Annotated in this window: 8 protein-coding genes; 5 read left to right on the forward strand and 3 right to left on the reverse strand. The window is 41.1% G+C overall.

The window, feature by feature from the left end; genetic code table 11:
- Nucleotides 1-164: 164 nt before the first annotated feature.
- Entirely contained in the window at nt 165-1,517 is a 1,353-nt protein-coding gene (locus tag FSU_RS15025; protein WP_014547200.1) for a helix-turn-helix domain-containing protein, read from the reverse strand.
- A 572-nt stretch (nt 1,518-2,089) separates the two neighbouring features.
- Between FSU_RS15025 and FSU_RS15030 the strand changes: the two genes are divergently transcribed.
- The 4 genes from FSU_RS15030 to FSU_RS15045 all read left to right on the forward strand — a co-directional run bounded on the left by FSU_RS15030 (nt 2,090) and on the right by FSU_RS15045 (nt 7,902).
- The gene (locus FSU_RS15030) at nt 2,090-2,821 is read left to right on the forward strand and encodes a hypothetical protein (protein WP_014547201.1); all 732 of its coding nucleotides are present in this window, start codon (nt 2,090-2,092) and stop codon (nt 2,819-2,821) included.
- A 65-nt stretch (nt 2,822-2,886) separates the two neighbouring features.
- Nucleotides 2,887-4,914, forward strand: coding sequence for a hypothetical protein (locus tag FSU_RS15035; protein ID WP_014547202.1), 2,028 nt, complete (start codon nt 2,887-2,889; stop codon nt 4,912-4,914).
- A gap of 62 nt (nt 4,915-4,976) precedes the next feature.
- Nucleotides 4,977-5,531: a DUF1353 domain-containing protein gene (locus FSU_RS15040; protein WP_014547203.1), complete on the forward strand. Its 555-nt coding sequence runs from the start codon at nt 4,977-4,979 to the stop codon at nt 5,529-5,531.
- A gap of 85 nt (nt 5,532-5,616) precedes the next feature.
- Nucleotides 5,617-7,902: an HD domain-containing phosphohydrolase gene (locus tag FSU_RS15045; RefSeq protein WP_014547204.1), complete on the forward strand. Its 2,286-nt coding sequence runs from the start codon at nt 5,617-5,619 to the stop codon at nt 7,900-7,902.
- 135 nt (nt 7,903-8,037) lie between these two features.
- Here FSU_RS15045 and FSU_RS15050 read toward each other — a convergent pair whose 3' ends face one another.
- Entirely contained in the window at nt 8,038-8,739 is a 702-nt protein-coding gene (locus FSU_RS15050; RefSeq protein ID WP_014547205.1) for a hypothetical protein, read from the reverse strand.
- A gap of 48 nt (nt 8,740-8,787) precedes the next feature.
- Nucleotides 8,788-9,516, reverse strand: a complete 729-nt coding sequence (locus tag FSU_RS15055; protein WP_049858433.1) for a hypothetical protein — start codon at nt 9,514-9,516, stop codon at nt 8,788-8,790.
- Between the two features lie 201 nt (nt 9,517-9,717).
- Between FSU_RS15055 and FSU_RS15060 the strand changes: the two genes are divergently transcribed.
- Nucleotides 9,718-14,991, forward strand: coding sequence for a DUF6603 domain-containing protein (locus FSU_RS15060; protein ID WP_041917865.1), 5,274 nt, complete (start codon nt 9,718-9,720; stop codon nt 14,989-14,991).
- The last annotated feature ends 31 nt before the right edge of the window (nt 14,992-15,022 follow it).

Below are 15,022 nucleotides of genomic sequence, written 5' to 3' on the forward strand. Positions count from 1 at the left end.
CTAAAGGTAGAATCCGCTAGTATTATTTCGCAATAACCAGATAGGGCGTTTGTTTGTACTAATTTGTATGGTTATAAAATGTTAATTTGGTTGTTTATATGAGTTTATTTAGAATTAATTTAGTACTAATTTTGTGTTAAACTTGTATTAAATTAGTATTAATTCTATGTTAATACGGTATTATCCCTGAATACGTTTTGTACTGAATTCATTATAAATTCTTTCTTCTGGGGTGGAACTCCCATCAGAAGTTGTTCAAGGTCGTTCCTGCAGAAAGAAGAGTGATATTCGTACAACTTTTTGATCTGCTTTGCGCTTTCTTCAAGCTCGCCTGTCTTGTTGCAGCAGGCTATCATTATAAGGCGTACGGCCATTGCGTTGGGTGTGTACAACAGAACTTGATTGGCCTGGTTCTTGCATTCGTCATATTTGCCTTGCAAAAACAGGATTAGAGACCTTGCGTGGTATACGGATGCTTTGTTTGCCGTCTCGGGGATCAGCCGCTCGCATTCTTCGATGAGCTTGAGTGCCTTATCTTCTTCTCCGGTAAGCAAGTAAATTTGTATTAGATCAACGCGGGCGGTGATGAAAAGGGGCGTTTCTTCAATAGTTTGTTTGAGGTAGGCTATGGCTTCGGCCTTGTTGCCGATAGTCGTGTTGTAGAACGCCATAATCATCTTTGAATAGATGGAATATGGGGCGTTGAACATCGCTTTACGGGCTAGCTCGCCAAGCAAAGCGCTGTTTTCTTGCCTGTCGCCCCAGTTTTCCAAAAAGGCGATGTAATAGGCCATTGAGAGAATGTAGACAACTTGCTCGTTGTAGTAATCGTTTGAAGCAAGTGGCGAAAGCATTTTCTTGCTGATTTCAAAGGATTCCTTGTGGCGGTTTTCAAGCTTGACGTTACAGTACATCGAGGCGTACCACCAATAGGGAATAGGACTATTGCGGTTGAACCTCATTTTCGCCGTAGCTAGGACCAGGCTTCGGAACAAGAGCATCGTTGCTTTTTGGGCTAACAAAATAATGTCTTCGTCGTTTACCTTGATTGAGGTTGTCCAAAGGAGTTCGTTTGATGCCCCTTGTCTGATGGAGACGAATAACGTGTCCTCGTTGTCGCGCGATGACGAAACGCTGATGATAAATCCAGGTACGAGCCCCTTTTCCGGAATGTCAATAATGCGGAATATGTGGTATTGATGGAATGATTCAACGACTGCCAAATAGAGTTCGTGTGCCTTGGGTGTTGCCGTGAGGTCGTTTTCTTTGTTGAAAACGATGATTAGGTCTTTCTTTATGTCGTCGATGTCAACGTTTGGCTCTTCTTGCGTAGAAACCGCTTCAATTCTATTGGTGACTTCTAGAATTTTGTAAATGTTGGCGAGGTGTACCTTGACTGTATTAGCCGAAATGCCCAAAGTTCTGCAAATTTCGGCGTTTGTAAGCCCCTTACGCAAGAGGGACAATATTTCTTTTTGACGAGGGGTCAGCTCTTGTTTCGTATTCTGCTCAAACATGGGCCTAATTTAGTATAAATAGCCCATATATATGCTATGTAATTTAAAATTATCCTCTTTTTTTGCGGTTTTTGAGTAAAAAATGCCGTTTTTGGGATAATTTGTATGCTTTTTTAGAGTTGTTCTTACTGTTTTACCCCAAAAGTTGATTTTTTATCTAGTTGCCGTGCAAAATTAAGGGGTTCTTGGGTGGATTTTTCTCTCGTTTGTTCTCAAATTTTTATGTAAGTTTTGTTAGTTTACATGGTTTCTATATTTTTACAAAATTTGTATCATCCCTGTATTCTGTTTTTTGACGAAAAATCCGAAAAAATGACTATTTGCTGAATTTACATGTTTATACAAACTTTGGGTGTTATGAACAACTGAATTATGGAAAAATTAATTTTACAATCTACATTATGCAAAACTTATAATTATATTGCGGCCTTGGGTGTATGTGGTGCTTATAACCAGGAATAAGCATGTTAATACGTGCGAATAAAATATAAGGGATGAAAGAAAATGCTTGAGGTGTATTGTATATTGGATTTATTCCATTCTCCCGAATGGTCGAGTAGGGAGGTGGTCTAATGGAATACGCAAGAATAGTGGATGTCTCTCTTTGCCACGAGTATTACAACGGTAGTTCTTGTGGTTTCAAAGTCGTCGCTTCTCCCGAAACTGCAGAAACCCTGAAAAGGGAAGAGGCTGTGTGCCGTATATACGATGGAAAAGTGCGTATTATGGCCCCGGCAAGTGCTTTTTTGCAAGAAACGACGCTTTTCTTTTATGTCAAGGCTTCGATCGCAGAAGTTTGGAACGTGACGAATTTTGACTGCATCGCCCATGATGAATTCCCTGTGGCCGTAGTATCTGAAGACAAGGCTTATTTTGACGGGCGTAAAAAGGACTCCATGCCGGAATTGCAGCGGATGTTTGGCGTGATTTTTGCGCTGGAACTCCATTTGACTCCCCGTAAAATGCTGACATGCACCGTAAAAGTTCCGACAAAGAAATTGAGGTGGTGCTATTGCGTCTCGGGTATTTATGCCGAACGGGACTTGCGGATAAACGATTCTCTGAAGGGCGATCATCCTGTACAGTTTGATTGCGTGGAAAAAACGCCGCGTGTTTCGCTTTACGTATCGCGAACGGAACTCCCGATTGTAAGCGGGGCGCCTCCACGCTTCCAGCTGATGGATTCTGCAACTTCAAAAGTGCTTGTAAAGGGCCTCCCGAATGCGAATGCAAAGTCTATCGCCAAGGCGAGCTTGGATGATGGCTCAAGGACTATAGTTGCGGAATGTTTCGTTAATCCGTGATTTTATTTGAAATATGCTATATTTAGTATGTTCGTATTTTTAATAGGAGGGGTAATCCCGTGAAAATGAAGTATTTCTTGGCGTGTCTTGTTTTAGGGCTTGCTTCTGTTTTGTCGTTTGCAAATGAATCGCGAATGAGCTACTATACGATTTCGCCTGAAAAAGTGGAAGCGTATGCGGAACAGGATTTGCTAAAAGACTCCACTAAGGTGTTTAAAATTATTGAAGAACAGAAGGCCTTTAAGTATGAAAGCCGTTCGCAGATGAATGAAAAATTTAAGGAGCTGTTTAAGGAGTATCCTCAGCATCAAAAAATTGTTAATAAATTCATTCAGACATCGTGGACTGTTCGAGAGGATACTGCTACAGACGCGATGGGAATGCTCAATACGCCGACCTATTTGGATGATTATGCTATTGATTCATTAAAATGGTATATTATTGATGATGCAAAACAACAGATGGTGTTTTCTCAACAAGCGTATGATTTTGTTAAACAGATGCAGAAAACTGCGTTCTTGGATTCTGTTCAACTTCATCTTTACGCCAAAAATCTCTTGGCATCGAGTTTTAAGCTTTGTAGCGGGAAAGTAAATAATCAGGACATGTATATTGATGCTGCTCTCGAATCGTTTTTTACCAAGAAGAGAAAAAATCTTGTAGATTCCATAAGAAATGTTTGTAGTGAAATATGTAAGAATCGGGAACTTAAGAAAAGGGAAAAATATGGCGTATGTATGGAAAGAGAATGTAATATGCGTCAGATATATAGCGATGTTGGAAAAATATTGATATCTGATATTCATCGAGAAAAAAGATTTATTGATAGATATAGTGGCCGAATTTGCTCGGATGACCTTTGGAAAAAAACTTTTGATAGATTAGATTCTATTTATTCCCTTTACTTTAAGAAAGTTGTAGACTCCTCGCTTGTTAAAGTGAATAGCAATGAAGAGGCTTCACTAATTTTGAACAGCAAATCTAGTGGAACTAGCCGTAAAGAAGAATTGAATGGCGAAATCGTAGGTTTTTACCCGTACTGGTATGCTGGTGATACGACAAAATGGGTGGACTTTGAAGGGGTAACTCGACTTGCTTATTATGGTCTGAAGGCTGATAATAACGGCTCTCTTGTGACGCCTTCAGGAAAATCTGCGCTGACGCATTTTGATGAAAAAGAAAATTATGAATTTGTCAATGAAACCCACCGCCACAATGTAAAGTTGGATTGGGTCGTTGTCAAGAATGACTGGAAAAATGTCGGCTTGGATTCGTTCTTTGCAAAACTTACAGGTGAAATTGATGAGCTTTTGAATAAGAAGGTTAATTCGTCTTTCCAGCGCATTGTAAATACCATCACGTTCAATACCGATGAATTGGAATATCGTGGTGACGGTGTAACTTTGTTCTTTAAAAATTTCCCAAAGGATAGTAATAGTACTGTGACGTTCAATAAGTTCTTTGGTGAATTGAAAAATAAGCTTGCCAAGAAAAATGAGTCTGTTCATGTGAATTTGATGATGGAACAATCTGATTTGGCAATTGATAAGCATCTGCTGTTTGCTGATACTGTGAAACAGGAATCTTATAGCGGAATCTATAGTTACAGCAATTTCTTGGGCCTGCTCCAGTCCGAAAAAAATGAAACTAAAAACTATTTGTACGTTGTGCTGGACGAGCCTGCGTCCCGTAACAAGATGATTCTTTTGAACGATTTGAATTTGCAGATAGATAGCCTTGATCGTCGCAATATGCTGCATTCTTTGGTTCCTGTCGTTTGGTTTGATAATATGGAATGGGGCCAGTTTAGCAAGGATGCCTTGTATTATAACGACACGTATTACAACTTCGGTGTAGGCCCATACGCCACGGATGTCTCTGCGAAGGATTCTTGCGTTGTAGGCGGAAATCTCGGTGCGTGCATGCTCCAGTATTTTGAAAATGAAAATGGCGATGGCTCGCGCCAGGGCGCGATTGCGTCGTTCTTCTGCTTGCATCGCTGGGGCGTTCGCTTTGTTTGCTTTGCGGCGTTTGTACTGTTGGTCGCCAGTGTAGCGGTTGTTGTGGTATTGGTGCGTAAGAAGAAAATGTAATCCCGATAAATTTTATATCTTTTACTTCGTGTGTACAATAGTGTTGCACCGTGAAGGAGTTTATGGCTAACTTAAAAATGTATATTGACAAGGTAAAGAGCAGAACCTACCTTGAAAAAGAACGCAATTCCATTACCGTGGACGATGTCACGATCGATTTCCCGCTCATGTTCGATGGCAACGGCAAGATGTATTTTTTCAAGCTTGACCGCTACGTTTACGTCAAGGGAACGCGCTACATCAGGGCCGAGGGTAAAAGTCGCAACTTTTTGCTGACCTGCCTTTTCAAGAGGGGCTTCATGTCCGATGGCGCTTCGGCTCCGAGTTTTGCTCAGTTCGTCGTTCCGGATATCAAGAAGGGTAACGATGTCTACAACTCGGCTCCGTTTATCCACGACGGTTTGTACATGTGCAGGGGCGTCATTGAAGGCGCTGACCTCACTCGTGAAGAATGCGACGATGTTCTCCGCGGCATCTGGCGTATCGCTGGTATGAGTCGCTTGGTAGCTGGTGCGGCTGACCTTGGTATCCACATTTTTGCAGGTTCGTCTGACCACTGGGGCAACGACTCCAACAATTGCAAGCACTTGTTCAAGGCCAAGTTCGAATACCGCTAAACTTTTTTGACCTTTTATTGCCCGCCTCCGTGCGGGCTTTCTTTTTTTTATTTATTTTATGTAAGCTAAAAGGAAGAATTTTGGTATGAGAAAATATGCTTTGAAATTGAAGTTAAAACTGAAAGCGGTAAGGGCGTCCGTTGAGGGCTTTTTCTCGCGGTCAAGGAACATCCTCCTGTTGATGCTTGTGGGCCTGCTCCTGAATGTCATTCCCGCCAAGCTTGCTATTTTCTTTGGGATACCACTCTTCTTGGACTGCCTGGGTACCGTGCTTACGGCCATGCTCGGCGGTTACCTGCCTGCGGTTATCGTCGGCTTTAGCGTGAATGCCATCAACGGAATTTCGGAGCCGGTCGCAACGTATTACGGCGTCTTGAGTATCTTGATTGCTACACTTGCGACCTTTCTTTTCCGCCGTGGTTTTTTCCACAGCATCTGGAAACTGCTTGTCGTGATTGTGCTTTTCGCACTGATTGGTGGCGGTATCGGGTCTATCTTTACTTACGCTTTGTACGGGTTCAATTTTGGTGAGGGCATCTCGGCGCCGTTCGCGATTGCGTTCCACGACGTTCTGCACTGGAACCGTTTTTATTCGCAACTCTTTGCTGATATCGTAATTGACGTTTTTGACAAGAGTGTCATTGTTCTTTTGTCTGCTCTCATTTTCCGCTTTATCCCGCGTCATGTCAAGGACGAACTCAAGGATGGCCAGCTTTTCCAGCATAAGAATGCCGACAAGGGATTTTCTTCGGACAAGAAGACGATTCGCCATTCCTTGCTGAACAAGGTCGTGATCATGGTGATTATTGCCGAAGTCCTTTTGGGCGGGCTAGCGAGCATGATCGGATTCTTCTTGTATCGTGACAACTGCGTGAATAACTTTGTCAGTATCGCAAAGGGTGTGACCGAAGCGGCGTCTATTGCAATTGATGCCGAAAAGGTGGACAATTACGTGGCGCAGGGGTATGGTGTCGAGGGCTATGCGCATACCCGTGAAGTGCTTGGTGGCATTCGTGAAAGCTTCCCGCAGACAAAGTACGTGTATGTGTACAAGATTTTGCCGGATGGTTGCCACGTGGTGTTTGATCTTGATACGGATGGCGTGCCGGGCAGTGCTCCGGGAGACTTGGTGGAATTTGACCCCTCGTTTGAACCCTATTTGCCGAAGCTTTTGGCGGGCGAAGAAATTGAGCCGATTGTTTCGGATGACCAGTTTGGATGGCTCCTCACCGTTTATAGACCGATAAAAAATAAGGTGGGGAAGACGGTTGCTTATGTGGCTGCCGATATCTCAATGGAATCTATCGTGCGCGATGAGGCCATGTTCTTTATCAAGCTCCTTTCGCTGTTCTTTGGGCTCTCTCTGATTATTATGATGGTGATTATTGAGGTGATGAAGCACGGCTTTGTGGTGCCTGTGAACAAGATGTCTCATGCCGCCATGAAAATTTCCGGGGCTACGATGCGTACGGCAATGGCGTTTGAAATGGGCAAGCTCGATCTTTCGCTGATTCAAAATGCCGTTGCGTATGTGAAGGACCTCAAGATTAATACAAGTGATGAAATCGGCCAATTGTACGACCATTTCAATTCGATGACCGAGGACACCCAGAGCTTTATTGAACAGGTGCGCGATCAGGTTCTTAGAATCCAGAAAATGCAGAACGTGATGATTACGGAGTTCGCGGAACTCGTTGAAGCGCGCGACAAGAACACTGGCGACCACATCAAAAAGACCGCTGAATATGTCGAGGCCATTGCGAAGGAATTGCGTGCTGAAGGCAAGTTCAAGGGCGTCTTGAACGATGGCTATATCAGCAAGCTCAAGCAGGCTGCGCCGCTTCACGATATCGGTAAAATCGCGGTTTCGGACTTGATTCTGAACAAAAACGGTAAGCTCACTGACGAAGAATTTGCCATCATGAAGAGCCACACGACAGAAGGCGGGCGAATCCTCAAGAAAATCGTTCACGATGCGGGCGATACGTTTGATGCAGGCTACCTCAACGAATCTATTGAAATGGCTAGCTACCACCACGAAAAATGGGATGGCTCGGGATACCCCGAACACCTCAAGGGCGAAGAAATCCCGCTCTCTGCGCGAATCATGGCCGTTGCCGACGTCTTCGACGCCCTCATCGCCGAACGCGTGTACAAGAAGGGATTCCCGTACGAAAAGGCTATGTCGATTATAACCGAAGGGGCAGGCAAGCACTTTGACCCAGTCGTCGTCGAAGCCTTTACCCGCATATCCAAAGCTTTGTACGACGCTCGCACAAGAGTCACACCGGAAACGGGCGAGACTGCTGAAAATGCAGCGGGTGCTGCTGTTGCTGAAAAAGCGACGGAAAATGCCGCGCAGTCCACTTGATTTGTTGTTCTAAACGACGTTGCAAAATCTAGAAAGCCTAGCCCCTTGCGGGACTAGGCTTATGTTTTGGATGTTTGTTTTGTGATAAATTGAAAATGCCGCAGCGTGTGAGCTGCGACATTGTAAGGAAGAAAACTAGCATTCAGAAATTGAAGGTTTCAATGTAGTTCCTGTGCATTTATAAGTGACTACCTTCGTTGAATCCTGACGGACATAGTAGAATTTTTTATCGCATTTTTTATTTTTCCCTGCAACAACTACGACTTCGGGGAATACAATGCTGTTATTGGGCAAGTGGAGTTCTGTAATGCAGTCCCAATATTTTGATTTTCCCGCAGTGAATGAGCTTGACGTTTTGTAGCCCCATTCTTTTGTAACAGCGTTGTAGTAGTGAATCCTAAATTTAGCTATGTATGCACCCTTGTTTTCCAATACCAAGCGCTTTACGTGATCCGCAAAATGGTCGTCTTCAGGATAATTTATGATATTTTCTCTATCTAAGTTTGACGTGTCAATTGTGGCAGTGCTGTCTGAAAATTTAGAATAGGTAAAGTTGAACATGTGGATTTCAACCTTATCTGCTGATTTTGCAGTGTTGTTTGAAAGAAGTATAGTAAAAGTACTTCCTTCGCTTACGTCAAGATCTTTTACGGATATGACAACGGTTTCCATGGCCGCAAGTGTAGCCATTCCCGAAGGTGTGTTGAATTTTGGAAGCTTTTCCTTGTTCTTTATCGGTAAATTACAAACGATGCTTACAGGGGATTTACTCGTGTTGCCGATGCCGATACGTGAAATATGAATGTTTGTGCAATTGTGCGTTTTGATAATGGGCATTTTTTTCTCCTTAAGAAAAAATTTTGGTTTGTTGCCTGAAAATCCAAATTATACTTCGGAAATTGTAGGTTTCAACGTTGTACCTTTGCATCTGTATGTTACAACTCTTGTAGAATCTTGGCGAACGTAATAGAGTTTGCTATCGCATTTTTTGTTTTTACCCCAAACAACAACGACTTCAGGGTACATGTAACTATTGTTTGGCAGGTGTAATTCCGTTATGCCATCCCAAAATTTTGATTTTCCCACGGCCATGGAGCCTGATGTTTTGGAACCCGTTTCTTTTGTCTTCGAATTGTAATAGTGAACTCGGAGCTTGGCAACATAAGCCCCCTTATTTTCTAGAACAATTCGCTTCACGTGATTGGCGAAATGATCGTGTAGAGTATTCCAAAGTATATTGTTGTTGTTGATATCTAAAGTATTGATAGAAGCGTAAGCATCGGAATATCTTGAGTAAACGAAAGTAAAGGCGTGTGCTTTTACACCTGTAGCATCAGTTATTTCTATGGTAAGGGTGAATTTATCTCCTTCATTAAGCAACAAATCGGCAGGGACAGAAAATACTTCGTTCTGAAGTGGCGAAAAACGACCTTGTCTAGAAGAGTTGTTGAATCTTGAGTGACTTTGGATTCCCCAAGTAGAGAAACTTTTGTCAAAGTATATGTTTGCTATGCAGTTGGCGCCATTGTAAAAATGGACTCCTGAAATATGGTATTGCGTACAATTGTGTTGTATTGGTTTAGCCATTTTTTCTCCTTGTGTATAAATTGCCATACAATAAGCTTTAATAATTTAATGTTGTGCTCAATATTTTGAAATTTGCAAAAAAAAAATTACGTGAGGTAAATTCTTTATAAAGTCTTTATCTAATACGTTGTAAATATGTTTTTACGTTATGCGAATGATATTTTTTTATTCTAGAATTGCTTTTGATATCACACAAATTACTAAAAAGTTAAAAACGGAAGGTTTACTGTGAGCGAATCTGCAGAAAATATAGCTAAGGATATTCTCGTTAAGTTGGGCCAAGTATTCTGCCGTGTTGGCGATGCCGTATTCAAGGATTTTACCGAATCTTGTCTTGGAAAAGACGCTACCTGGGCTGATTTTAAAAAACAGTTGGATAAAGATGGTATCAATGCTTTTGAAAAATTTGTCAATCATATCATAAAAAATTTGGGTTATGATATTTCCCATTGTGAATCCGGAGAGCTGTATGAACTTGTAAAGTCCGTTATTATCAAATCAAAGACTATAGGTGAGTCTATTAAGGATTTAATTGATAAGGGTGGTGAGTTTAATTTAGATTCTCTTCTTTGTGTTGATGTTGTTGATCAGAATGATGCGAATAAAGACCATGTATTGTCTTTAGGCGATGTCATTGACTTGACAAATCTTCCTGTAGATGTTGGTGAAGATAATAAATCCAAGGGCATTGTCGTTGGTGGTGAACTCAAGGCAATATTTGATTTAGTTACTGAAATTGTTGATTTAATTAAAAAAATTGCTGATTTTGAATGGAAAAAATTGGCTGATGACTGTAAGGATTTTGGAAAATTTATTAAAGACAAGTACATCAACGAAGACTTTGGCCGGCGTGTATTGGACTACATCCTGATTCTTTTATTGAAGAATGCAAGGGATGTCTTTGCCGATGATGTTAAATATATAATCAACAAATACAGTGCTGACATAGAGAAATTTATTGCCGAAAAGGTCAATGAGACTGTAGCTCAAAAGGTGATGAAAGAAATTCGTGGGTATATTGATTCCATCACCATTATTGAAGACACGATTAAGGATCTTGAGGATGATGCCGCTAAGAGGGCTGAAGCTGCAAATAAGGCTTTGAAGAAAGCAGCCGAGAGTACGCCTGCTTTAGAGAACGCATCTTCAGATGGTGCGGAAAATGGTGAACAAACATCGACTGAAAGCGATTCAGCTACAGAAAAACCTGCGAAGGAACCGTCCGTTCAGTTGCAGTCTGCTCTAAATGTGTGTAAGGATAAGCTCAATAAGCTTCTTGAAGAATATTTGCCTTCTTATAACGTCTTGGCGAAGATTTTTGAAAGAACCTACGCTATTTTAGATCTTTGCGGAATTGTCGGTGAAAAGTCTATAAATTTAGTAGAAGTGGGCTTTGTAAAGGATGCAAATAATGCTATTTCTGATAAAACATCTGTAGACCTTATTGATTTGGCCGCAGACAAAGTCGGTATGACTATACAAATTCCAGTGTTCCATTGGGAACTCGTGGAAAAAATGTTCACAAAGCCAAAGGACTATCTTAAGGATGCGTTCCCGCTTAATGATGTTGAAGATGTAGAAAAACTTGCAGCAAAAATTGCTACAGTAATTCGTTCCTTCAATAGTGATTTTCCGGAATTTAAAAATGCTAAGCAGTTTATCCTTGATATCATTAACCGTATTGATGATAGCATAGAGCATGTTGCTAATGTTAATGTATTAAAAGAATTCAGGTCGTTCCTTATTGATCTTTTGAAAGTTCTTGAACGATATGCTTATGAAGCGAAGAATACGTTGCAGAAAGCGTTTGTTGAATTTAAGAAAGATGCGAAATCCGAGGGAAAGAACCTTATATCTCAATTGAGCAAAGATGTGAATGCTGTTGTTCGTGAGGTAAAATCTGTAGATCTTGGTAATGCGGAAATTCTTCAGACTATTTTCCTTGATACATTTAAGGATGCCGCCAAGAATGTTATTACTGAAAAGTATGCGGGTAAGAGTGTTGAAGATGCGCTTCATCTCAAATTGGATGAACTTACAAAGCCTTTCGATACGTGTAAGGGTGAACTTAAGACGCTTGCGACAACCATTCAGAGTGATTTCAAGAAATCTTTTGATCCTGAAGAGTGGAAAAAGCGTTTTAAGAAACTGGCAAATGATCTTGAAACGGAATTTAACAAGCAAACAAAGGATGTCCCGAAGTCTCTCGATGAACTTGGCAATTTTGCATGCCAAAGCTTGTCTGATTTGGTAAACGGAAAGAAATTGAAAAATCCTCTTTCCAATTTTGATCCTTCTGCATATTTCAAGATTATTGGCGATGCATTCTCTGGTGCAATCACCATTGATTTTGGTGGATACATAACCACCTTCAAAAATGCCATTAGGACGTTCTTTAACGATTTCTGTGAAGGGCTTAAGAATAATATTGCAGGACTTGCAGAACTTGGTGATGATATCCAAAACTTGGCAACGGATCTTCTTTCTGCTTGGTTGGAAGGTATCAAACAGAAAATTTATGAACTTGTTGTTCGCCCGTATATTCAGGCCGCCAAGAAGGCTATCAAGAAATGGGCTGCAAATGTTATTGCTCAGATAATAAGTGAAGTCAGGTCTGCAGCAGTTGAAATTGCAAAAACCGATGCAGATTTGGTAAACGGTATTTTGAATCCTGAAAAGGAAATTAAAGTGGTCCAGAAGAAGGCGGAGGAAGCTGTTGACGCTATAATGGATCTACTTACCCTTATACAGACTGTTAAGGAAGGTGCAGGCAATGTTAATTCCTTGGGTGATGGTATTCAGTTTGCGATAAAGCTTTATAGGGCTATTCCGACTAAAGTTAAAGACTATGTTTCCGAACTTATTGATTTGCCCGATATTGATCTATCAAATGTTCGTTTGCCTGAATATACGCTTGATGTTGAAAATAAGTTCTTTGCTGTTACATTGTGGAAATACCAGTATGAAAACAAATCAGCAAACACGCAAACTGCTGATGTACTGATCCAGTTGGCTGTTTTTGTTGGTGAGTATGGAGAAGGTGATGAAAAGACAGAAGGCTTGTATATTTGCCCGATTGTAAAGGGTAACTATAAGGGAGCTTTTAATCTTGGTAAGAATCATCGTATGGAATTGGGTGCCAATGCGTCGGTGAATAAAGATGTTCAGGCTGTCAGTGACAAAAATGAAGAAATTCAGAAAAAACTTTCTCAAGGAAAAATCGGCTTTTTCATCAACCGGGCTAGTGATAAATTTAGTGTTAGGATAAAGCCGATAGGTGATACATCTGCTTTGAGCGCTTATCTTGAATTGTGGTTCAAACGAGGTGCTGTTGGCGATAACAATCCTGATCCGGTTAAGTTGATTCAGTCTAATGTTGTTGATTTGTCAATAGCGAATTACCCTCAGAAAATTTTTGCGGGTTATTCCGACGGTGCTTTTGATGTAGGCTTCCTTGCAAGTTTGGAAGGCCTGAAGCTGGCTTTAAAGCTTAAGCAACTTAACGGTTTCTTTGATGCTGTTCTTGGCGGTGATGTCAATATTGATATAGGCAAATTGGCTGTGTCCTATAGTCTTAAGGATGGCCTAAAAATAGAAGACAAGGCTCATGTCAAAATACCGTTCAATAGCAATATAGACTTGAAGGTCGTTAAATTTAAGAATCTCACTCTTGATGTTGGTCTTGAAAATGGCGATTTGGAAGCCGGTTTGATGACCACATTTATTGCGGACTTGAAATGTGCTGCTTTCACATTCACCGATCTTGGCTTTGGTGTTAAGTGGAACTTGTTTACGCCAGATGGAAAGGCCGGGACGCTAAAGGCTGATCCCAAGATTTATTACCCATCAGGCATTGGAATTAGTATTGATGCTAGTGCCGTGAATGGCTCTGGTGGCATTCAGTGGGATGAAGAAAAACAAAGGTTTGCTGGTGCTATTGAACTGAATGTTTTGGAAAAATTTGGTGTAAATGCCATGCTTGTCTTTACAACAGGCAAGGGTACGGATCCGTTCTCCTTTATGGGCGCTCTTAGCGTGACCTTTAATCCTGGAATTCAAGTGGGTATGGGTTTCTCGATTACGGCAATCGGAGGTTCTCTTGGACTAAATAGGGGACTCGATGTCGATAATTTAAGAGCTGCGGTTTATGACGGAAGTCTTTCATCTATTCTCTTTGTAAAGGATATCAAGAAGGATTTTGATAAAGTTCTTGCAAATGTCGATAAGTATTATCCCATTATTGAAGAACAGATGTATGTCGGCTTGTTGGCTCAAATTACTTGGGGAACAATACTTACGGCTGATTTTGGCTTGTTTATTCAGGCTCCAAGTCCTGTAACAATTATTGCTGCTGGTGTTGTAAAAGTCCGTCTTGCTGATTCTGCAGAAAAATATTTGGCTATAAATGCGGACTTTATTGGTGGTATTCAATTTGATAAGGGAATATTCTTTGACGCCTCCTTGTTTGATTCCAAGATTGTAGGAATCAGCATTTATGGCGATATGGCCTTGCGCATTTACTGGGGTGGTGATACTAAGGGTTTCATCCTTTCTATTGGTGGTTTCCATCCTCAGTATAAGCCTGAATCAGGATTTAATTTGGTCAATATGAAACGTGTTGGCATGAAGTTGGACTTCGATGTTGTCAATATGTCTCTAGAGGCCTACTTTGCTATTACTTCGAATACAGTCCAATTTGGTGCTGCCTTTGACATGAAAATTGGCTGGGATAAATTTGGATTGACGGGCAATGCCGCATTCAATGTGCTGTTCCAATTCAAGCCGTTCTATTTTATGGCCGATATGTCGGTTGGTCTGGCCGTAAAGCTTGGCTCGGTTACCCTTTGCAGCATATCCTTGAGCTTTGACCTTTCTGGACCTGCAAGGTGGCATGCCAAGGGTAAAGCTCATATCTGTGTCTTGTTCTTTGATGTCGGCGTTGATTTCAGCTGTACTTGGGGCAAGGATCAGAATGAAAGCGATAAAAAATATATTGATGTATTCCTGCTGTATTCAGAGGCCGTTGCTGATAATTCCAATTGGAAACTAATATCTACGGATTACTCTGACAACATGGTGAAGATGATGGAGCGTAGGGATGAAGAACTTGTTGTTCTCCCTAGTGACTTGATTTCGTTTAACCAGTCCGTAGTTCCTTTTGAAAGAAACATGAACTGCTATGGTGAAAACGAAATTAGTGATTATAGTCGCCTTGAAATTTCTGACATTAAATTTGGTTGTAAGAGTCTTGATAAGGACCAGTATGAACTCGATAAGGCTTCTTTTGCTCCCACATTGACTCAAAAGATGGATGATGACGATAAATTAAAATCTCCATCTTATGTTTATGAAACGTCAGGATTTAAGCTGTATGCTGGTTTGGGTTCTGAAGAAGGCTCCACTATTACTGGTAATATCGCTTGCGAAGAATTTGAGGATGTTTCCAATATTTCAGCAAGTGATGTTGATGAATTGATGGCTAAGTGGAGAGCGAATGCATAATAAATTTTTTGGAGATGTATAAAGTTAAAAA

This window comes from Fibrobacter succinogenes subsp. succinogenes S85 (genome assembly GCF_000146505.1).
Lineage (GTDB): Bacteria > Fibrobacterota > Fibrobacteria > Fibrobacterales > Fibrobacteraceae > Fibrobacter > Fibrobacter succinogenes.

Excerpts from the sequence above, each read along its gene's own strand:
- FSU_RS15030 (WP_014547201.1), top strand. The coding sequence starts at position 2,090 with ATGGAATACGCAAGAATAGTGGATGTCTCTCTTTGCCACGAGTATTAC.
- FSU_RS15025 (WP_014547200.1), bottom strand. The coding sequence starts at position 1,517 with ATGTTTGAGCAGAATACGAAACAAGAGCTGACCCCTCGTCAAAAAGAA.
- FSU_RS15040 (WP_014547203.1), top strand. The coding sequence starts at position 4,977 with ATGGCTAACTTAAAAATGTATATTGACAAGGTAAAGAGCAGAACCTAC.
- FSU_RS15035 (WP_014547202.1), top strand. The coding sequence starts at position 2,887 with ATGAAGTATTTCTTGGCGTGTCTTGTTTTAGGGCTTGCTTCTGTTTTG.
- FSU_RS15055 (WP_049858433.1), bottom strand. The coding sequence starts at position 9,516 with ATGGCAATTTATACACAAGGAGAAAAAATGGCTAAACCAATACAACAC.
- FSU_RS15050 (WP_014547205.1), bottom strand. The coding sequence starts at position 8,739 with ATGCCCATTATCAAAACGCACAATTGCACAAACATTCATATTTCACGT.
- FSU_RS15045 (WP_014547204.1), top strand. The coding sequence starts at position 5,617 with ATGAGAAAATATGCTTTGAAATTGAAGTTAAAACTGAAAGCGGTAAGG.